The following is a 20489-nucleotide window of genomic DNA, read 5'->3' as shown; positions in this document are numbered from 1 at the left end:
CGGCGTGACCGGCCATTCCGATGGCGTACAAAGTCCTACCGCCCGGTTGCCCCACCCTTTCGTACCCCCCCTAGACTGAACCTCCAGCACAGGTGGCTACACGCTCGAAAGGCGCCCCCGTGTCCCTCGGCAACTCCCCTGAAGACGAGCGTCCCTTCGAAGACGGTCGCGAGGAAGCCGGCCTCTCCGTCGGCCGTGCCCTGCAGCAGGCCCGTATCGCCGCCGGACTGACCGTCGACGACGTCAGCAACGCCACCCGGGTCCGTATCGCGATCGTCCACGCGATCGAGGCGGACAACTTCGCCCCCTGTGGCGGGGACGTCTACGCCCGCGGTCACATCCGGACCCTGGCCAGGGCCGTCCACCTCGATCCCGAACCCCTGGTCGCCCAGTACGACGCCGACCACGGCGGGCGCCCTGCTCCCACGCCCGCGGCGCCCCTCTTCGAGGCGGAACGTATCCGCCCCGAGCGGCGCGGGCCGAACTGGACCGCGGCGATGGTCGCCGCGATCGTCGTCGTGATCGGTTTCGTCGGCTTCACCTTCGTCAAGGGCGGCGACGACAGCGGCGCGGGGCAGCAGGTCGCCGAGGGCTCCGAGGCCGCGACCAGCGCGCCCGCCGCGCCGAAGCCGACCAAGAACAAGCCCGCCGACCAGAAGCCGGAGCCCTCCGACAGCGCCATCGCCGCCGCGCCCCAGGACAAGGTGACCGTCCAGGTCACCGCGACCGACGGGCGCAGCTGGATCTCGGCCAAGGACCACAACGGCCGGCTGCTCTTCGACGGCCTGCTCAAGCAGGGCGAGTCCAAGACCTTCCAGGACAACGCCAAGGTCAACCTCGTCCTCGGTGACGCGGGCGCGATCCAGCTCTACGTCAACGGCAAGAAGATCGAGGACGACTTCCAGCCGGGCGCGGTGGAGCGTCTGACGTACACCAAGGGCGACCCGCAGGTCGGGTAGCAAGGGCACGGCACGGAAGCGGAACGGAAGGGGCGGGCCAAGATCGGCCAGCCCCTTCGACATGGGGTGTCGGTGGGACGAAGTAGTCTTGAGCCCATGCCTGAACGCCGTACCGTCGCACTCGTCACCCTTGGCTGCGCCCGTAACGAGGTGGACTCGGAGGAGCTCGCAGGCCGTTTGGAGGCGGACGGCTGGCAGCTCGTGGAGGACGCCTCGGACGCCGACGTCGCCGTCGTGAACACCTGCGGCTTCGTCGACGCCGCCAAGAAGGACTCCGTGGACGCCCTCCTGGAGGCCAACGATCTCAAGGGTCACGGCAGAACGCAGGCCGTCGTGGCGGTCGGCTGCATGGCCGAGCGGTACGGCAAGGAACTCGCCGAGGCGCTGCCCGAGGCCGACGGTGTGCTCGGCTTCGACGACTACGCCGACATCTCCGGCCGCCTCCAGACGATCCTCAGCGGCGGTCACGTCGCCGCGCACACCCCGCGCGACCGGCGCAAGCTGCTGCCGATCAGCCCGGCCGAGCGCCAGGAGTCGGCCGCCGCGGTGGCCCTGCCCGGGCACGGCCCGGCCGACCTGCCCGAGGGCGTCGCTCCGGCCTCCGGCCCGCGCTCCCCGCTGCGCCGGCGTCTGGACGGCTCCCCGGTGGCCTCCGTCAAGCTCGCCTCCGGCTGCGACCGGCGCTGCTCCTTCTGCGCCATCCCGTCCTTCCGCGGCTCCTTCATCTCGCGCCGCCCGAGCGACGTGCTGAACGAGACGCGCTGGCTGGCGGAGCAGGGCGTGAAGGAGATCATGCTGGTCTCCGAGAACAACACCTCCTACGGCAAGGACCTCGGCGACATCCGTCTGCTGGAGTCGCTGCTGCCCGAGCTGGCCGAGGTCGACGGCATCGAGCGGGTGCGCGTCAGCTACCTCCAGCCGGCCGAGATGCGCCCCGGCCTGATCGACGTGCTGACCTCGACCCCGAAGATCGCCCCCTACTTCGACCTGTCCTTCCAGCACTCCGCGCCCGACGTGCTGCGCGCGATGCGCCGCTTCGGCGACACCGACCGCTTCCTCGAGCTGCTCGACACCATCCGCAGCAAGGCCCCCGAAGCGGGCGTGCGCTCCAACTTCATCGTCGGCTTCCCCGGCGAGTCGGAGGCCGACCTGGCCGAGCTGGAGCGCTTCCTGAACGGCGCGCGGCTGGACGCGATCGGCGTCTTCGGCTACTCCGACGAGGACGGCACCGAAGCGGCGACGTACGACAACAAGCTCGACGAGGACGTCGTCGCCGAGCGACTGGCGCGGGTGTCCCGGCTGGCCGAGGAACTCGTCTCCCAGCGCGCCGAGGAGCGCGTTGGCGAAACCGTGCACGTGCTGGTCGAGTCCGTCGACGAGGAAGAGGGCGTGTACGGCCGGGCGGCGCACCAGGCGCCCGAGACGGACGGCCAGGTGCTGCTCACGAGCGGCGAAGGCCTGAGCGTCGGTCGTATGGTCGAGGCGAAGGTGGTCGGTACGGAAGGTGTCGACCTGGTGGCCGAGCCGCTGGCGTGTCCTGAGGAGGCGGGCAGATGACGGGTGTCCCGGCGTCGTCCGCCGCGGGCGGCTCCTCCCAGGCGAAGGGGGCGCCGGTGCCGTCCGGCTCGGACGCCTCCGGCGCATCGGCGGGCGCCCGCCCGCCGCGCGGCGGCAAGATCGCCGCTGCCGCCGTCAACCAGGCGAGCGTGTGGAATGTCGCCAATCTGCTGACCATGCTCCGGCTGCTGCTCGTGCCGGGCTTCGTCGCGCTCATGCTGGCCGACGGCGGGTACGACCCGGCGTGGCGGTCGCTGGCCTGGGCCGCCTTCGCCGTCGCCATGATCACCGACCTGTTCGACGGGCATCTGGCGCGCACCTACAACCTCGTCACCGACTTCGGGAAGATCGCCGACCCCATCGCCGACAAGGCGATCATGGGAGCGGCGCTGATCTGTCTGTCCGGTCTCGGTGATCTGCCGTGGTGGGTGACGGGTGTGATTCTCGGCCGGGAACTCGGCATCACGCTGCTGCGTTTTCTGGTCATTCGCTATGGCGTCATCCCGGCCAGCCGGGGCGGCAAGCTGAAGACGCTCACCCAGGGCGTCGCCGTCGGCATGTACGTGCTGGCGCTCACGGGGTGGCTGGCCACCCTGAGGTTCTGGGTGATGGCCGCGGCAGTCGTTTTGACTGTGGTGACCGGTCTGGACTACATCAGACAGGCCATTGTCCTGCGCCGGCAGGGAATCGCCGAGCGTCAGTCGGCGTTGGAGGAGAGGGAAGCGTGACTTTCCCGGCCATCGACGTGGTGCGACTACTGACGGTGAGGGGCGAGTCCCTGGCAGTCGCCGAGTCGCTGACCGGCGGGCTGGTGGCGGCGGAGATCACCGCGGTGCCCGGGGCGTCCAAGGCGTTCCGCGGCTCGGTGACGGCGTACGCCACCGCGCTCAAGCAGGAGCTGCTCGGCGTCGACGCCACCCTGCTGGCCGAGCGCGGAGCGGTGGATGCGCAGGTCGCGGCCGAGATGGCGTCTGGCGTGCGCAAGGCGCTGGGCGCCGACTGGGGCATCGCGACCACCGGCGTCGCCGGTCCGGAACCGCAGGACGGGCAGCCCGTGGGCACGGTCTTCGTGGCCGTGGACGGCCCTCGTGGCGGGGATTCCGGTTGCGCCGGTGGCGGAAAAGTGGAGCCCCTGCGGTTGAACGGCAACCGCGAGGAAATTCGTAGAGAGAGTGTACGGAGCGTGCTCGTACTGCTTCTGAAAGAGCTTACGGGCGAACAGACCGGGAATGAGCGGGCACAGGATACGGAACGGAACGGGGGGTTTTGATGTTTGCAGCCCTGAGTGAACACGACATCGCTCCCCGCACGGCCGCGGCGCGAGGCGGTACGGTGGGGCGAGAAGGATGCGGCTACGCGGTCCGAGGAGGGAGCCACCGATGATTCTGCTCCGTCGCCTGCTGGGTGACGTGCTGCGTCGGCAGCGCCAACGCCAGGGCCGTACTCTGCGCGAAGTCTCCTCGTCCGCCCGAGTCTCGCTCGGCTATCTCTCCGAGGTGGAGCGGGGGCAGAAGGAGGCTTCCTCCGAGCTGCTCTCCGCCATCTGCGACGCGCTGGACGTACGGATGTCCGAGCTCATGCGGGAAGTGAGCGACGAACTCGCCCTCGCAGAGCTGGCGCAGTCTGCTGCGGCCACTCCCAGCGAACCTGTACGCACACCGGTCCGTCCGATGCTGGGCTCTGTGTCGGTGACCGGCGTGCCACCGGAACGGGTGACCATCAAGGCGCCCAGCGAAGCGGTGGACGTCGTCGCCGCCTGACACACCTGTCCGTGGCCCCGGCCGGGGCTTCTCCGGAACGAACGGAGAAGCGCGGTCGGGGTTTTTGCGTACCAGCGCCCTTTGCTGAGCGGTGTTCGCCGGCGCTTTTGGTCCATTTGCCGGTCATGGGTGGGGCCGTCATGGTGGAGGGGACGACCGGGTGAACCAACGGAGGCGTGGATGAACGTCGTGAAGAGCCCCCTGTCCGACTCCGACCTGAGGACCGTCGGCAAGGCCCTGCAGGGCGCGCTCGTCGACCTGGTGGACCTGTCACTGGTCGCCAAGCAGGTGCACTGGAACGTCGTCGGGCCGCGGTTCAGGTCCGTGCACCTCCAGCTGGACGAGGTCGTCGACAGCGCGCGCACCCACATGGACACGGTCGCGGAGCGAGCGTCCGCGCTGGGCGTGTCGCCGGACGGCCGGGCCGCGACGGTGGCCGCCGGCAGCGGCCTCGGCCAGGTCTCCGAGGGCTGGATCAAGGACGGGGACGCGGTGCGCACCCTGGTGGAAGCGCTCGGTGCGGCGATCACCCGGATGCGGGAACGCGTGACGTCGACCGCCGATCCCGACCCGGTCAGCCAGGACATCTTCATCCAGATCACGCAGGATCTCGAGAAGCATCACTGGATGTTCCAGGCCGAGAACAGCTGACGGCCGGGCCCGACGGTGCCCCGGTATGCCGCTCCTGCGCCCTGGCGGCCTCCGGGGCGGCCTTCCGGCGTCCGGCTGGAGGTGGTGGTGGCATGGCGGGGCGGACGGCACGCTGGGGCGCGATAGCGCGCTGCGCGGCCGGGGCGGGCCTCGCAGCGGTGTGGTGGTGGGCCGTCCTGCGGCTCGCCCTCAGCCCCGCGGCAGGGGCTCTGGAGGGCGCCGTGGCGGTCGGCGGCTGGGGGCTGAGCCTGCTGCCGGTGCACTGCGTGCCCAAGGGGCGGGCCGCGGGGGCGGTGCGTGCCGGGCGGTGGCGGGAGGCGTGGGGCGGGGGCGCGGTGCGTTCCGGTGCGGTGGATCCGGGCGGGATGACCGGGGACACCCCGGCTGCGGGACACCCCCGTTCGGGCGAGGAGTCCGGCCCCTGAAGGCCGACGCACGGCCTGCCGGTTACCGGGTGGGCCGCGCCGACGCAGGGCTTGCCGGTTACCGGGTGGGCCGCGCCGACGCAGGGCTTGCCGGTTACCGGGTGGGCCGCGCCGACGCAGGGCGCGGCGGGTACCAGGTCGGCCTGGTCTTCATGGTGTCGTGCGGTACCGGGATCGGGGGCCGCCCCGCGGGGCCGGGGTGGGCGCCGGGCCCGTCTGGCACCTCGGACACCAGTACGTCGGGCGTTCACGGGATCCGTCGCCCTGGTCGGCCACCCGGATCGAGGTGCCGCAGCGCAGACAGGGGCGGGGCGCGCGGCCGTAGACGAACAGGTCCTGGTCCCGCCGGCCCGTCGTGGCGCGGACCGGGCGGTCGCGGTTGACCTCCAGCAGCTTCTTGGCCAGCGCGGGCAGCTGCGCGGCGCGCTCGGCGGGCAGGGCAGCGACCGGGAGCCAGGGGGTGACGCCCAGCAGGAAGCACAGCTCGCTCTTGTAGATGTTGCCGATTCCGGCGAGATTGCGCTGGTCGAGCAGGGCCTCGCCGAGCGGGCGCGCGGGGTCCCGCAGCAGGTTGGCCAGCGCACGGTCGCCGTCCCAGTCCGGGCCGAGCAGGTCGGGTCCGAGGTGGCCGACGAAGTGTTCCTCTTCGGTGGTGCGCAGCAGGTCCAGCACCGGTAGGCGGTAGCCGACTGCCGTGCGGTCGGCGGTGCCCAGGATCGCGCGGATCTGGTGGGCGGGGCCGCCGCTCCAGCGCTGGCCGGGGGCGTACACCTTCCAGGAGCCGTCCATCTTCAGGTGCGAGTGCAGGGTCAGGCCGCCCTCGATGCGGGTGAGCAGGTGCTTTCCGCGCGAGGTGACGTCCAGGACGGCGCGGCCGGTGAGGTCGACCGTGGCGTACCGGGGGACGCGCAGGTCGCTGCGGGTCAGCACGCTGCCCGCGAGGGCTCCGTGCAACCGCCTCGCGGCCTGCCAGACCGTGTCACCTTCGGGCATGGGTCAAGGGTGGCATGCGGCTCCGTCAGGCCCGTAGCCGCAGACCGCGGGGGGTCGCGATGAAGCCGGCTCCTTCCAGGAGGGTGCCGAAGGGGGAGGTCAGGGCGGAGGTGCCGTTGACGCGCTCCACCGTGACCGTGCCGAGCGAACCCGCGCGGGCCGCCGCTGCCAGGGCCTCCGCTGCCGCCCGCAGACGCGGATCCTCGCTCGCCTCGGCGTCCGGCTCGGCGGGCCAGGCCAGCAGGGTCTTGCCGCCGCGCTCCATGTACAGCGCCAGGTCACCGTCGACCAGCACCACGAGGGAGCCCGCCTTGCGGCCCGGTTTGTGCCCGGCGCCGGTCGGCGGCTCGGGCCAGGGCAGGGCGGCGCCGTAGGCGTTGGCCGGGTCGGCGGCGGCGAGGACGACGCAGCGGGTGGCGGCGGTGGGGTCGGCGCGGCGGTTGCCGTACGTGCCGTGGTTGCCGAAGCGACGGTCGTACCCGCCTGTCGTGCCGCCGCCGGTGTCGTAGCCGCCGCCGTAGCCGTCGTACGGTGAGCCGGCGCCGTGGCCCGGGCCGCCGCCTCGGGGGCCGCCGGCGCCCGGGGATGCGAAGTCGCTCGGGGAGACGTAGTCGCCGGGGGAGAGCGGGAAGTCCGGGAACTGCGTGCCGTCGGGCGCGTCGAAGGTCCTGGTCCAGTCGACGTCGGTGGCGGGGAAACCGTCGGACGGAAGACCGCCGGGGCTGCCGTGGCCGTCGCCGTCCGGGGCGCCGAAGCCTGCCGGGGCCGCTGCCCTCGCGGCGTCACCGCGCTCGCGGGCGTTGGCCACCGCGCGCAGCCGGTCGACCGCGCCGTCCATGGCGAACTGCGCGGCGCCGAGGCCCTCCACCACGTACCCGCGACGGGCCTGCCCGCTCTCCTCGAACACGGACAGGACGCGGTACACCGCCGAGAAGCCGCCCTCGACGCCCTCCGCGCCGACGGCGCCCCGCGTCACCACACCGTGCCGGTCGAGCAGCGTGCGGGCCAGGGCGTGGGCGCGGACCGTGGGGTCCGGCTCCTGCGCCGGGAGCAGGGACCAGCGGCCGGCGACGGTCGGCGGGCCGCTGCGGGAGGCGGGGCGGGCCGCGGCGGTCAGGGAGCCGTAGCGGCCGCGCGGGGCCGCGCGTTTGGCGCGGTGGGCGGTGGAGCCCGCGGTGCGGCCGGAGCCCAGCAGGGAACGCATCGGGGCGAGCGTGTCGTTGGTGAGCCGGCCGGACCAGGCCAGGTCCCACAGGGCGTCGGCCAGTTGGGGGTCGGTGGCGTCGGGGTGGGTGGTGGCCCGTACCTGGTCGGCGATCTGACGGAAGAACAGGCCATAGCCGCCCGACAGGGTGTTCAGTACGGACTCGTGCAGGGCCGTCGGCTCCAGCGGGTGCGGCGGCGGCAGGAGCAGCGGGGCCGCGTCCGCCAGGTAGAGGGAGACCCAGCCGTCCTTGCCGGGCAGCGCGCCCGCACCGGCCCAGACGATCTCTCCGGCGGCGGTGAGTTCGTCGAGCATCGCGGGGGTGTAACCGCTGACGCGGGACGGCAGGACGAGCTTCTCCAGGGCGGAGGCGGGCACGGACGCGCCCTGCAACTGCTCCACGGCCCGCACGAGTCCGTCGACGCCGCGAAGCGCATGGCCCTTGCCGATGTGCTGCCACTGCGGCAGGAACTGGGCGAGCGCGGCCGGCGGCACCGGCTCCAGTTCGTGGCGCAGCGCGGCCAGGGAACGGCGGCGCAGCCGGCGCAGTACGGCCGCGTCACACCACTCCTGACCGATACCGGCGGGGTGGAACTCGCCCTGGACGACCCGGCCGGCCGCCGCGAGCCGCTGAAGGGCGCCGTCGGTGACCGCGACGCCCAGCCCGAACCGCGCGGCGGCGGTGGCCGACGTGAAGGGGCCGTGGGTGCGGGCGTAGCGGGCGAGGAGGTCGCCCAGCGGGTCCTTGACGGGCTCGGTGAAGGCCTCGGGGACCCCGACCGGCAGGGCGGTCCCGAGCGCGTCGCGCAGCCGGCCCGCGTCCTCGATCGCCGCCCAGTGGTCCCGGCCGCCGATGCGGACCCGGATGGCCCGGCGGGCCGCGGCCAGTTCGTGCGCCCACGGGGGCTCTGCGCCGCGCTCGACCAGCTCCGCCTCGGTGAGCGGGCCGAGCACGCGCAGCGCGTCCGCCACGCCCTCGACGTCCTTGATGCGCCGGTCCTCGGTGAGCCACTGCAGCTCCCGCTCCAGCTCGGTGAGCACCTCCGCGTCGAGCAGTTCGCGCAGCTCCGCCTGGCCCAGCAGCTCGGCCAGCAGCCGGGAGTCCAGCGACAGCGCGGCCGCGCGGCGCTCGGCGAGCGGGGAGTCGCCCTCGTACAGGAACTGGGCGACGTACCCGAAGAGGAGGGAGCGGGCGAACGGGGACGGCTCCGGGGTGGTCACCTCGACCAGGCGCACCTTGCGGGACTCCAGGTCGCCCATCAGCTCGGTCAGGCCGGGGACGTCGAAGACGTCCTGGAGGCACTCGCGGACCGCTTCCAGGACGATCGGGAAGGAACCGAACTCGCTCGCCACCTCAAGCAGTTGTGCGGCGCGCTGGCGCTGCTGCCACAGCGGGGTGCGCCGGCCGGGGTTGCGGCGCGGCAGCAGCAGCGCGCGGGCGGCGCACTCGCGGAAGCGGGCGGCGAACAGGGCGGAGCCGCCGACCTGGTCCGTGACGACCTGGTCGACCTCGCCCTTGTCGAAGACCACGTCGGCCGCCCCGACCGGGGCCTGGTCGGCGTCGTACTCCGTGCCCGCCTTCGCCGGCTGCTGATCGAGCAGTTCCAGGCCCATCAGGTCGGCGTCCGGCAGCCGCAGCACGATGCCGTCGTCGGCGTGCATGACCTGCGCGTCCATGCCGTACCGCTCGGCGAGGCGGGCGCCGAGCGCGAGCGCCCACGGGGCGTGCACCTGGGCGCCGAAGGGGGAGTGCACCACGACCCGCCAGTCGCCGAGCTCGTCACGGAAGCGCTCCACGACGATCGTGCGGTCGTCGGGGATGTGGCCGCAGGCCTCCCGCTGTTCGTCCAGATACGCCAGTACGTTGTCCGCGGCCCAGGCGTCCAGCCCTGCCGCGAGCAGCCGCAGCCGCGCGTCGTCCCGGTCGAGTGAGCCGACCTCGCGCAGGAACGCGCCGACCGCACGGCCCAGTTCCAGCGGGCGGCCCAGCTGGTCGCCCTTCCAGAAAGGCAGCCGGCCCGGCACGCCCGGCGCCGGGGACACCAGGACCCGGTCGCGGGTGATGTCCTCGATGCGCCAGGAACTGGTGCCCAGCGTGAAGACGTCACCGACCCTCGACTCGTAGACCATCTCCTCGTCCAGCTCGCCGACCCGGCCGCCGCCCTTCTTCGGGTCGGACCCGGCGAGGAAGACCCCGAACAGGCCACGGTCGGGGATCGTGCCGCCGGAGGTCACCGCGAGGCGCTGGGCGCCGGGGCGGCCGGTCACCGTGCCGGCCACGCGGTCCCACACCACGCGCGGGCGCAGCTCGGCGAACGCGTCGGACGGATAGCGGCCCGCCAGCATGTCGAGCACGGCGGTGAACGCCGACTCCGGCAGCGACGCGAAGGGCGCGGCGCGGCGCACCACGGTGAGCAGGTCGTCGACCTGCCAGGTGTCCAACGCCGTCATGGCGACGAGCTGCTGGGCGAGCACGTCGAGCGGGTTGGCGGGCACCTTCAGCGACTCGATGGCGCCGATGCGCATCCGCTCGGTGACCACGGCCGCCTGCACCAGGTCGCCCCGGTACTTGGGGAACACCACACCCGTGGACACCGCGCCCACCTGGTGGCCCGCGCGGCCGACGCGCTGCAGGCCGGAGGCGACCGAGGGCGGCGACTCGACCTGGACGACGAGGTCGACGGCGCCCATGTCGATGCCCAGCTCCAGGCTGGACGTCGCGACCACGGCGGGCAGCCGGCCCGCCTTCAGGTCCTCCTCGACCAGGGCCCGCTGCTCCTTCGACACCGAGCCGTGGTGGGCGCGAGCGATGACCGCCGGGGCGCCCTGGGCCGCGCCCGAGCCGCCCATCAGCTCGGCCGGCGCATGGTGCTCGTCCAGCGTCTCCCCGGTCGCCCGCTCGTAGGCGATCTCGTTGAGCCGGTTGCACAGGCGCTCGGCGAGACGACGGGAGTTCGCGAAGACGATCGTGGACCGGTGGGACTGCACGAGGTCGGCGATCCGCTCCTCCACGTGCGGCCAGATCGAGGGCCGCTCCGCGCCTTCGGAGGCGTCGGCGGCCGGGGAGCCGCCCAGCTCGCCCATGTCCTCGACCGGGACGACGACCGACAGGTCGAACTCCTTGCCCGACTCGGGCTGGACGATCTCCACCTTGCGGTGCGGCGAGAGATAGCGGGCGACCTCGTCGACCGGGCGGACGGTCGCCGACAGGCCGATACGGCGGGCGGGCTTCGGCAGCAGCTCGTCCAGCCGCTCCAGGGACAGCGCGAGATGTGCCCCGCGCTTGGTGCCCGCCACCGCGTGCACCTCGTCCAGGATCACCGTCTCCACGCCGGCCAGCGCGTCACGCGTGGCCGAGGTCAGCATCAGGAACAGCGATTCCGGGGTGGTGATCAGGATGTCCGGCGGCCGTGTGGACAGCGCGCGGCGCTCGGCCGGCGGGGTGTCACCGGAGCGGATGCCGACCTTCACCTCCGGCTCCGGCAGGCCGAGGCGGACGGACTCGTGGCGGATGCCGGTCAGCGGGCTGCGCAGGTTGCGCTCCACATCGACGGCCAGGGCCTTCAGCGGGGAGACGTACAGCACCCGGCAGCGCTTCTTCGGGTCGGCCGGGGGCGGCGTGGAGGCGAGCTGATCCAGGGCGGCGAGGAACGCGGCCAGGGTCTTGCCGGAGCCGGTGGGAGCGACCACCAGCACGTCCGACCCCGCACGGATGGCCTGCCACGCGCCCGCCTGGGCGGCCGTGGGCGCGGAGAAGGCCCCCGTGAACCAGCCGCGGGTCGCGGGGGAGAAGCCGTCGAGGGCCGGATGGGCGGAGCTGACCATGCGTCCATCCTGCACCCACCCACTGACAACGGCCTTGAGCTGCGGGGACGCGGCGGCTCCGGGCAGTCTCGGTGCCTGGCGGGGCGGGGCGGGGCCGGGTGGGTCACTGTGCCAGGCGCAGTCGCGGCGGCGGAGGCCGAGGCGGGGTGCTGGGCGGGGACGGGGGTCCGGGCGGGGCCCCCGTCCTGCCACCCCCTCCGGAGCCACCCGCTCCACCCGCTCACCCGATGGCGCGGCCGTACGCTCTGAGCGTGCGCAGTGCCTCGATGGTCACCATGGGCCGCGCCTCCAGCACCGTGCCCGGTGCCCACTGGCGCCACCGGACCGGCCAGCCGCCGTCCTCCCGCTGCTCGCTCGCCAGATGGTCCAGGGACCGAGCCATCTCGTCGTCGGTGAACCATGCGCGCGCGAGCGAGTCCGGCCCAGGCGCGAAGTCGTACGGGAAATGGTGCTCGCCCGGGGCGTAGCCCGGCGCGACCGGGTAGGCCCCGAGGTCGTCGGGGTCCAGGGCGGCGAGCCGGTGCTCCCGCACCAGCCGCCCCAGGCGGTCCGCCGCGGCATGGGCACGCGCCTGGTCGGGCGCGGAGTCCAGGAAGGCGACGGCGGCCTCGATCTCGTACGGATGGGACTTCTCCAGCGACTCGATGCGCTGCCAGCAGAAGTCGGTGGCCCGGAAGAGCCACGCGTGCCAGACCTCGTTGCGGTGCAGCAGGCCCACCACGGGCCCGGTCGCGAGCAGGTCGCTCGGCGGATCGTCCACGATCGGGAGGAACGGTGCCGCCGGATAGCCCCGCTGGCTGGGATGGATGGCCGGCAGCGCGCCTTCGGCCGTGGACACCGAGGTCAGATAGCGGCACACGCGTTCCACGCGCTGCCCCGCGCAGCGCCCGATGCGGTCCAGTACGCGCAGCGCGTGCGCGGTGTGCAGCGGCTGGCTGACCGGACCGCGCAGATCCGGTTCCAGGGCGTGGCCGTATCCGCCGTCGGGGTTGCGGTAGGCGTCCAGTGCGGTTTCCACCGGGTCGGCGTCGCCCCGCAGGAAGTGGTACGCGAACAGACGCTGCTCCAGCACGCGCGCGGTGAGCCAGACGAAGTGCTCGGCGCGCGAGAGCGGAGAGCGCGCCGGGGGCGTGGAGAGGAGTGGGGATGCTCCGGTTTCGGCCATGGACCAGACCGTAGGCCGCAAAGCGGTCTCGGTGAGCGGTCCCGGGCCGGAGCCCACTCCCAGGGGCGGGATACTGATGGCATGCGGTTGACGGTCTTCTGGGAGCGGATGGCGGAGCACTTCGGTGTGGGCTATGCCGACACCTTCGCGCGCGACCACGTGATGTCGGAGCTGGGCGAGCGCACGGTGCACGAGGCGCTGGCCGCCGGCTGGGAGGCCAAGGACGTGTGGCGTGTGGTGTGCACGGTGATGAACGTTCCGCAGGAGAGGCGCTGAGCGCGGCCGTGAGGACGACGGGCCCCCGTCCGGGACGGGAAACCGCGGTCAAGATCGCGGGACGGCCGCTTGCCGATCGCGGGCCGGTGAAGGGTTGTCAGTGGCGTCAAGGAGACTTGGTCCGTGGCATCCACTGACGACACCGGGCAGTCCGCCCCCCAGGCATCCCCCGACGGCACGACGCCGCCCACCCGGCCCCCGGCCGTGAGCGACGCCGGGCCGGCCGCCCGCATGCCCCGCTGGCTGCCGCGCGCTATGGTGCTCGCGCTCGCCCTCATCGCCGCCTTCCAGCTGGGCAGCTGGGCGTTCCACCAGCTCACCGGGTTGCTGATCAACGTCCTCATCGCGTTCTTCCTGGCCCTGGCCATCGAACCCGCGGTCAGCTGGATGTCCTCCCGTGGCCTGCGCCGCGGTTTCGCCACGTTCCTGGTCTTCCTCGGCCTGCTGATCGTCTCCGCCGGGTTCGTCGCCCTCCTGGGCTCGATGCTCGCCGGCCAGATCATCAAGATGATCGAGCACTTCCCCGACTACCTCGACTCGCTCATCCACTGGATCAACAGCACCTTCCACACCGACCTCAAGCGGCTGGACATCCAGCAGGGGCTGCTCCGCTCCGACTGGCTGAAGAAGTACGTGCAGAACAGCGCGGCCGGCGTGCTGGACGTGTCCACACAGGTCCTCGGCGGTCTCTTCCAGCTGCTGACCATCGGCCTGTTCTCCTTCTACTTCGCCGCCGACGGACCCCGGCTGCGGCGCGGCATATGCTCGGTGCTGCCGCCGGCCCGGCAGGCCGAGGTGCTGCGCGCGTGGGAGATCGCCGTCGACAAGACCGGCGGTTACCTGTACTCGCGCGGGCTGATGGCGCTGATCTCGGCCGTCGCGCACTACGTCATGCTGCAGGCCCTCGGCATCCCGTACGCGCCCGTGCTCGGCATGTGGGTCGGTGTGGTGTCGCAGTTCATCCCGACCATCGGCACGTATCTCGCCGGCGCGCTGCCGATGCTGATCGCCTTCACCGTCAACCCGCTGTACGCGGTGTGGGTGCTGATCTTCGTGGTGGTCTACCAGCAGTTCGAGAACTACATGCTGCAGCCGAAGCTGACCTCGAAGACCGTCGACATCCATCCCGCGGTCGCCTTCGGCTCGGTCATCGCCGGCACCGCCCTGCTCGGCGCGGTCGGCGCGCTCATCGCCATCCCCGCGGTCGCCACGCTGCAGGCCTTCCTGGGCGCGTACGTGAAGCGCTACACCGTCACGGACGACCCCCGCGTCCACGGCCACCGCGGCCGCGGCACGGGAGCGGGCGTGCTCACCCGGGCCCGGGGCCTGTGGGGGCGGGGACCGCTGCGCGGTGGCGACGAGGAGCGCCGGGACGAGGCGAACAGGGGTGCCTCCGGCGACGGGCGGCCCGGCGCGTGAGCACCGGGCCAGGGACGCACACCCCCCGGACGGACGCTAGTACGTGACGAGCGCCCACACCGCCGCTCCGGCCACCGCCGCGCCATAGGCGCCGACCGCCATCCCCACGATCCGTCTGCGGACCGCCGCGTCCCACGGTGTGCGCGCCAGCAGCCAGGCCAGCGCGGGCAGTACCAGGACCGCGTGCAGGCTCACCCCGTGCAGCGGCTTGAGCGGAGCCGTCGAGTGATAGGCCGCCTCCTGATGGCCGGTCCGGGTGAGCACGACACCGCGCGCGATCATCGCCGCGCCCGAGACGAGGCCCACCAGCAGGATCGCGAAACCGGAGCGCACGGCGAGCGGCATGCCCGCCGGACCGGACGGGGGCCGCCGGAAGGACGCGACCGCGAAGACGGTCAGCAGCACGACCAGCACACCGCCGCCCACCGCGAGCGTCATCGAGACCGCCGTGTCGAACGGCGTCTCCATGTCCAGGTGGGAGGGCACCCGCCGCCACGCCTGCAGCGTGATGCCGCCGACCTCCACCACGCAGTCCAGGGCGAACACGGTGAGCAGCGCGGACCGCAGCCGCGCGCTCACGCTGACGTACGAGGTGACCCAGGCGACGGCGAGCAGGGTCACGCCGAACGACAGCCCGAAGGTCACCGGCTTCCGCCAGGAGACCGGCCCGTACCAGGGGCCGCCGTCGACGGCGAAGACCAGCAGATGCGCCAGCCCCGAGACGATCAGGACGGCCGCTGTGACCAGACAGAGCCGGTCGACGGCAGGTGTCGGAGCAGGGGCGCGAGTCGTGGCGGGGGGTGTGCCGTGGCGGATGCCCTGTGCCTGTGCCGACCTGTTGTCCATGCGACCGAGCTTCGCGGCCGAGGGGCGGGCCGTCGTCGTACCGCCGGAGGCATCGCGCGTACGCCCGGCGGAGCAGGGGTCCGCGGCCGGAGCCCGGCCCGGCTCCCTGAGGCTCGCGGCGATCCAGGTTCGGCCGCTCGTGGTGGTCCGGGGTGGTGCGGGAGCCGGGCGTACGCTCGGAGGTGCCGCGTGGCGCGCTTGACACCAAAATCGAACATCCATTCATATGGAGGCTCCGGCGAGGCTCAGCGGAGGGGATTTCGCCCTAGTTCGTGCGGGTGTGTCCCAAGGTTATCCACAGGCCGAACCGGCGTCGGGGCGCGTTGTCAGTGGCAGGCGTTAGCGTCTTTGACGTGAAGCGATCGACTCAAGCAAACCGGGTGGAACCCATGGCAGGTACCGACCGCGAGAAGGCGCTCGACGCCGCGCTCGCACAGATTGAACGGCAATTCGGCAAGGGCGCCGTGATGCGCCTGGGCGAGCGGCCGAACGAGCCCATCGAGGTCATCCCCACCGGGTCGACCGCACTCGACGTCGCCCTCGGTGTCGGCGGCCTGCCGCGCGGCCGTGTGGTGGAGGTCTATGGCCCGGAGTCCTCCGGTAAGACGACCCTGACCCTGCACGCGGTGGCCAACGCGCAGAAGGCCGGCGGCCAGGTCGCCTTCGTCGACGCGGAGCACGCCCTCGACCCTGAGTACGCGAAGAAGCTCGGCGTCGACATCGACAACCTGATCCTCTCCCAGCCGGACAACGGCGAGCAGGCGCTGGAGATCGTGGACATGCTGGTCCGCTCCGGCGCGCTCGACCTCATTGTCATCGACTCCGTCGCCGCGCTCGTGCCGCGTGCGGAGATCGAGGGCGAGATGGGCGACAGCCACGTCGGTCTGCAGGCCCGTCTGATGAGCCAGGCGCTGCGGAAGATCACCAGCGCGCTCAACCAGTCCAAGACCACGGCGATCTTCATCAACCAGCTCCGCGAGAAGATCGGCGTGATGTTCGGCTCGCCGGAGACCACGACCGGTGGCCGCGCGCTGAAGTTCTACGCCTCGGTGCGTATCGACATCCGCCGCATCGAGACCCTGAAGGACGGCACGGAGGCGGTCGGTAACCGCACCCGCTGCAAGGTCGTCAAGAACAAGGTGGCACCGCCCTTCAAGCAGGCCGAGTTCGACATCCTCTACGGCCAGGGCATCAGCCGCGAGGGCGGCCTGATCGACATGGGCGTGGAGCACGGCTTCGTGCGCAAGGCCGGCGCCTGGTACACGTACGAGGGCGACCAGCTCGGCCAGGGCAAGGAGAACGCGCGCAACTTCCTGAAGGACAACCCCGACCTGGCCAACGAGATCGAGAGGAAGATCAAGGAGAAGCTGGGCGTGGGTGTCCGCCCGGAGGAGCCCGCCGCGCAGCCGGGCGCGGACGCGACGGTCCCCCCCGCCGCGGCCGACGACGCGGCCAAGGCGGTTCCCGCTCCGGCAGCCGCCAAGGTCACCAAGCCCAAGGCTGCCGCAGCCAAGAGCTGACCCGTGACACGACGAACCGACTGGGTCGAGTACGCCCACCTCGACGCCCTCGATGAGCAGGCCGAGAGGCAGGGCGTGGGCCGGGCCAGGGCCCGGGCCACCGACGGCACCGGGGGCGACGACTACCCGGGGTACGGCGACGCCGCCGGGTACAACAGCGCGGAGCCGCGTCGCGCCGGCGGTGCACGGGACGGCGCGCGTACCGGGGGGACGCGCGGCGGCCGTGGGCGTCGGCGGCGCGGCTTCGGCGAGCAGCCGGAGCCGTCCGCCGAGGACGGGGGCGCCTCTTCCTTGTCGAGGGCCGAGCAGGGGGAGCCTCCGGGGGACCCGGTCGAGCGGGCACGGGCGATCTGCCTGCGCCTGCTCACCGGGACCCCGCGCACCCGCAAGCAACTCGCGGACGCCCTGCGCAAGCGCGACATCCCGGACGAGGCCGCCGAGGAGGTGCTGTCGCGGTTCGAAGAGGTCGGACTGATCAACGACAGCGCCTTCGCGGACGCCTGGGTGGAGTCCCGGCACCACGGCCGGGGCCTGGCCCGGCGGGCTCTCGCCCGGGAACTGCGCACCAAAGGCGTCGACTCGGCCTTGATCGACGAGGCCGTGGCGCAGCTGGACAGCGAGCAGGAGGAAGCGACCGCGCGGGACCTCGTCGCCCGCAAGCTGCGTGCCACCCGCGGCCTCGACCGCGACAAGCGCCTGCGCCGCCTCGCCGGCATGCTCGCCCGCAAGGGCTACCCGGAGGGCATGGCCCTGCGCGTGGTCCGGCAGGCGCTCGAGGACGAGGGCGAGGAGACGGACTTCCTCGACGAAGGAGGATTCTGACGTCGTCCCGGTACTGGACCGATGGACTCCGACGTCTCCACGCCCCGGTCCCTGACCAGGGTCACGGTGCCGGACTCCGTACGGGTCCGGCACCGCCGTAACACTCCCACCGCCCTATTGCTCTCATTGTTCCGGTGGAGCCACCGGCAGCCCCGCCGCCCGCCAGGCCTGGAAGCCGCCGACCAGATCGGTGGCCCGATGCAGGCCGAGCTGGTGCAGGGAGGCGGCCGCCAGGCTGGAGGCGTAACCCTCGTTGCAGATCACCACGATCCGCAGATCGTGACGTGTGGCCTCGGGGAGGCGGTGGCTGCCCTGGGGGTCGAGGCGCCACTCCAGCTCGTTGCGCTCGACGACGACCGCGCCCGGGATCAGACCGTCCCGCTCGCGCAGGGCCGCGTACCGGATGTCGACGAGTAGTGCCTCACCGGCGCCGGCGGCCTCGTACGCCTCCCGCGCTTCCACACGCGCGTACCCGGCACGCACCCGCTCCAGCAGCGCGTCAATGCCCACAGCCTCGCTCACTGCCAGTCCTCCGAGCGCTCGACCTGCTCCAGGCGCAGCACCTGACCGGTCCGGCTGTAGCGGCGGATCAGCGGCAGCGGAGGGTAATAGGCGTGCACGGAGACGGCGTGCTCGGATGTGGACTGGTTGAGCACCTCGTGGACGTGGTGGTGGCCGAAGGAGCGGCCGAGGCCGGCGGGCAGCTGCCGGGTCCGGTCCACCCCGTCGGTCAGTTCCAGCGTCTTCCAGCCGTCGGTGGGCAGCCGCGCCGCCAGCGCGTTCTCCCGCAGCTCGCCACGAGCGGTGACGAAGGCACCGATGGACTCGGCGTGGTCGTGCCAGCCGGTACCGGTGCCGGGCGGCCAGCCGATCAGCCAGGCCTCGCTGCCACCGGGCCCCTCGAGGCGCACCCAGGTGCGGCCCTCGGGGTCGAGGGGGAGCGAGTCGATCAGCGCGGTGTCGGCGGCCGCACGCCGGACGAATTCCAGAAGATCCGCCTGAGTGGGCACGGAAGCGGCGGCGGGCGCGTTGTTCAGGGCAGAGGGGAGCGAGGGGAAGACAGACACGGGCACCGTCCTGTTGAGCGTTCGCGTCGGCAGCGCGCGACGGCACGACGGGCACGGCGCGCGGCAGAGAAAAGAGGGGGGATGCGAATTCAGCAGGACGGACGACACACGCAGCCCGCGTATCGGAGCAGGTCCATATGGACCCTCCGCCACAGGCGCACATCGGTGTCGGTCACGCTCCGGAGTACACCACGACGGTCCCGGACGGTCAACTCACCGTCACTATGCGGGCGCACAGTGACGGCGAGCGGGATCCGTACGTGACGCGTGCGGGTTGTGACGGCGAGCGGGGTCACTTCGGGGCGGAGCCCGCCGTCGCCTCGGCCCGCGCCGGTCCACCCAAGGTGGCCTCGGCGGCGGCGTACAGGTCGGCCGGGCGTACTCCGCTGAGCGCGGTGACCAGGTGGCCGTCGGGCCGCACCAGCAGCACCGTGTGGGCGGCGGCACCCGGGTACTCCTCGGCGACCAGCAGTTCCGCCGGATGCGGCAGAGCGGTCACCGCGGCGGCCAGCCGCGGCATGATCCCGGCCGTGACCCAGTGCTTGCGCTCCCACACGCCGGTACCGGGCGCGATCAGGACGACGAGCAGGGCCCCGCGGCCGAGCCGGTCGCGCAGCGGCACGAAGGAGCCGTCCTCCGCCGTGACCAGCACGTCGGCGACCTGTGCGCCGGGCGCGGTGGCGACGGGGACCGCCGCCTCCAGGTGCCGGGGTGCGAGCGGGGAGCCGGAGTAGTCGGCCGTCTCGCCGAGCGGGCCGCGGCCCAGGTGGCCGTCGGTGAGCAGGGCGTCGTGTCCGCGGGTCGCGCCGGGGACGTACGACCGCAGTCCGCCGCCGCCCCGCAGCAGCGGCAGGACCTGGTCGGCGGCGCGCAGCCGGGCGGCGACGGCGGCGCGGCGCTCGGTCTGGTAGCTGTCGAGGAGCGCCTCGCGTGGTCCGTGGTGCCAGGCCAGCGCCAGCTTCCAGGCGAGGTTGTCGGCGTCGCGCAGTCCCTCGTCCAGGCCCTGGGTGCCGAGGGCCCCCAGCAGGTGGGCGGCGTCCCCGGCGAGGAAAACCCGGCCCGAGCGCCAGCGGCGGGCGAGGCGGTGGTGGACGGTGTGCACACCGGTGTCCAGCAGGTCGTACGGCGGTGTGGCGCCGGCGTGCCAGCCGGCCAGGGTCTCGCGGATGCGGGCGACCAGCATCTCCGGCGTGACCAGGTCCTTGCCGGGCGGCAGCAGCCAGTCCAGCCGCCACACACCGTCCGGCAGCGGCTGGGCGGTGACCTCGCCGGCGGTCGGGCCGGAGGTGCGCCACGGCGGCAGACGGTGCAGTACGGCCTCGCCGTCCCAGGGGAGTTCGGTGCGCAGCGCGGCCACGGCGTACCGTTCCACCGCCGTACGGCCCGGAAAACGGATGTCCGCCAGCTTGCGCACGGTGGAGCGGGGGCCGTCGCAGCCGACGAGGAAACTGCCGCGCCACCAGGTGCCGTTCGGGCCGCGGGTGTGCGCGGTGACGCCGGAGGGCTCCTGTTCGACGGCGTCCAGGCGGCTGTCCGTGGCGATCTCGACGAGGCGGTGACCGGCGAGGGCATCGCGCAGGGCGCCGGTCAGGACGTGCTGGGCGATGTGCACGGGAGCGGGCTCGGTGTCGTCGTCGAAGGCGATCTCGCGCATCACCTGCTTGCGCCGCATCGACCGCCATCCGGCCCAACGCAGACCGGCCTCGTCCAGCGGCACCCCGGTGAGCCGCTGAAGCAGGGCGGCGGTGTCCTCGCGCAGGACGACCGTGCGGGCGAGCCGGGCTTCGTCCTTGCCGGGGCCCTCGTCCAGCACGACCGACGGCACCTCCTGACGCGCCAGCGCCAGGGCGAGCGTGAGCCCCACGGGCCCCGCTCCGGCGATGATCACCGGGTCCACGGCGCGGCGCCCCCTGCTCGCAGCGGTGTCCTCGGGGACGTATGTGAACAACAGGTTGGAGCAGGGTGCACGATCACAGAACGTATGCAACCCATTGCCGAAG

The 20489-nt window shown here is 72.8% G+C and carries 19 protein-coding genes; 11 read left to right on the top strand and 8 right to left on the bottom strand.

Annotation, left to right across the window (positions count from 1 at the left end; translation table 11 throughout):
• The first annotated feature begins 119 nt into the window (after positions 1-119).
• The 7 genes from AB0J12_RS23410 (at position 120) to AB0J12_RS23380 (ending at position 5352) form a co-directional block, all read left to right on the top strand.
• Positions 120-959, top strand: a complete 840-nt coding sequence (locus AB0J12_RS23410; RefSeq protein ID WP_363266303.1) for a RodZ domain-containing protein — start codon at positions 120-122, stop codon at positions 957-959.
• 96 nt (positions 960-1055) lie between these two features.
• Entirely contained in the window at positions 1056-2516 is a 1461-nt protein-coding gene (rimO, locus tag AB0J12_RS23405) for a 30S ribosomal protein S12 methylthiotransferase RimO (RefSeq protein ID WP_363266301.1), read from the top strand.
• On the top strand, positions 2513-3244 hold the full coding sequence (pgsA, locus tag AB0J12_RS23400; protein WP_363266300.1) for a CDP-diacylglycerol--glycerol-3-phosphate 3-phosphatidyltransferase: 732 nt from the start codon (positions 2513-2515) through the stop codon (positions 3242-3244). Before rimO ends, pgsA begins: the two co-directional genes overlap by 4 nt.
• Positions 3241-3786, top strand: coding sequence for a CinA family protein (locus AB0J12_RS23395; protein ID WP_363266299.1), 546 nt, complete (start codon positions 3241-3243; stop codon positions 3784-3786). Before pgsA ends, AB0J12_RS23395 begins: the two co-directional genes overlap by 4 nt.
• A 109-nt stretch (positions 3787-3895) precedes the next feature.
• Positions 3896-4276, top strand: coding sequence for a helix-turn-helix transcriptional regulator (locus AB0J12_RS23390; protein ID WP_363266298.1), 381 nt, complete (start codon positions 3896-3898; stop codon positions 4274-4276).
• Between the two features lie 180 nt (positions 4277-4456).
• The gene (locus AB0J12_RS23385) at positions 4457-4927 is read left to right on the top strand and encodes a DNA starvation/stationary phase protection protein (protein WP_363266297.1); all 471 of its coding nucleotides are present in this window, start codon (positions 4457-4459) and stop codon (positions 4925-4927) included.
• A gap of 92 nt (positions 4928-5019) precedes the next feature.
• Positions 5020-5352: a hypothetical protein gene (locus tag AB0J12_RS23380; RefSeq protein WP_363266296.1), complete on the top strand. Its 333-nt coding sequence runs from the start codon at positions 5020-5022 to the stop codon at positions 5350-5352.
• Between the two features lie 150 nt (positions 5353-5502).
• Here the strand turns inward: AB0J12_RS23380 and AB0J12_RS23375 are convergent, their stop codons facing one another.
• From AB0J12_RS23375 to AB0J12_RS23365, 3 genes are all read right to left on the bottom strand, one after another.
• A complete protein-coding gene (locus AB0J12_RS23375; RefSeq protein ID WP_363266295.1) occupies positions 5503-6345 on the bottom strand; it encodes a DNA-formamidopyrimidine glycosylase family protein in 843 nt (280 codons plus the stop codon).
• A gap of 25 nt (positions 6346-6370) precedes the next feature.
• Complete coding sequence (locus tag AB0J12_RS23370) at positions 6371-11374, bottom strand: ATP-dependent helicase (RefSeq protein WP_363266294.1); 5004 nt, start codon at positions 11372-11374, stop codon at positions 6371-6373.
• Between the two features lie 220 nt (positions 11375-11594).
• Positions 11595-12539: a hypothetical protein gene (locus AB0J12_RS23365; RefSeq protein ID WP_363266293.1), complete on the bottom strand. Its 945-nt coding sequence runs from the start codon at positions 12537-12539 to the stop codon at positions 11595-11597.
• Positions 12540-12620: 81 nt separating this feature from the next.
• On the opposite strand from AB0J12_RS23365, the gene AB0J12_RS23360 reads away from it, so the two are divergent.
• Together AB0J12_RS23360 and AB0J12_RS23355 are read left to right on the top strand one after the other, a co-directional pair.
• Entirely contained in the window at positions 12621-12815 is a 195-nt protein-coding gene (locus AB0J12_RS23360; protein WP_363266292.1) for a DUF3046 domain-containing protein, read from the top strand.
• Positions 12816-12938: 123 nt separating this feature from the next.
• A complete protein-coding gene (locus AB0J12_RS23355) occupies positions 12939-14234 on the top strand; it encodes an AI-2E family transporter (RefSeq protein ID WP_363266290.1) in 1296 nt (431 codons plus the stop codon).
• Between the two features lie 36 nt (positions 14235-14270).
• Here the strand turns inward: AB0J12_RS23355 and AB0J12_RS23350 are convergent, their stop codons facing one another.
• Positions 14271-15080 carry a hypothetical protein gene (locus tag AB0J12_RS23350; RefSeq protein ID WP_363266289.1) on the bottom strand — a complete coding sequence of 270 codons (810 nt, stop codon included), beginning with the start codon at positions 15078-15080 and terminating at the stop codon, positions 14271-14273.
• Positions 15081-15469: 389 nt separating this feature from the next.
• Between AB0J12_RS23350 and recA the strand changes: the two genes are divergently transcribed.
• Both recA and recX read left to right on the top strand, forming a co-directional pair.
• On the top strand, positions 15470-16600 hold the full coding sequence (gene recA / locus AB0J12_RS23345) for a recombinase RecA (RefSeq protein ID WP_363266288.1): 1131 nt from the start codon (positions 15470-15472) through the stop codon (positions 16598-16600).
• 3 nt (positions 16601-16603) lie between these two features.
• Positions 16604-17422 (top strand): recombination regulator RecX, encoded by an 819-nt coding sequence (recX, locus tag AB0J12_RS23340; RefSeq protein WP_363266287.1) that lies wholly within the window; start codon positions 16604-16606, stop codon positions 17420-17422.
• Positions 17423-17545: 123 nt separating this feature from the next.
• On the opposite strand, the gene AB0J12_RS23335 is transcribed toward recX, so the two are convergent.
• The 4 genes from AB0J12_RS23335 to AB0J12_RS23320 form a co-directional block, all read right to left on the bottom strand.
• Positions 17546-17944, bottom strand: coding sequence for a rhodanese-like domain-containing protein (locus AB0J12_RS23335; RefSeq protein ID WP_363266286.1), 399 nt, complete (start codon positions 17942-17944; stop codon positions 17546-17548).
• On the bottom strand, positions 17941-18489 hold the full coding sequence (locus AB0J12_RS23330) for a cysteine dioxygenase (RefSeq protein WP_363266285.1): 549 nt from the start codon (positions 18487-18489) through the stop codon (positions 17941-17943). The genes AB0J12_RS23335 and AB0J12_RS23330 overlap by 4 nt, the downstream gene beginning before the upstream one ends.
• Before the next feature lie 89 nt (positions 18490-18578).
• Entirely contained in the window at positions 18579-18650 is a 72-nt protein-coding gene (locus AB0J12_RS23325; RefSeq protein WP_310851512.1) for a putative leader peptide, read from the bottom strand.
• Positions 18651-18781: 131 nt separating this feature from the next.
• Complete coding sequence (locus AB0J12_RS23320; RefSeq protein WP_363266313.1) at positions 18782-20386, bottom strand: FAD-dependent monooxygenase; 1605 nt, start codon at positions 20384-20386, stop codon at positions 18782-18784.
• Positions 20387-20489 lie beyond the last annotated feature (103 nt).

This window comes from Streptomyces sp. NPDC049915, assembly GCF_040656475.1.
GTDB lineage: Bacteria > Actinomycetota > Actinomycetes > Streptomycetales > Streptomycetaceae > Streptomyces.
The sequence above is the reverse complement of the archived record's forward strand: the minus strand, read 5'-3'. Positions and strand labels throughout refer to the sequence as shown.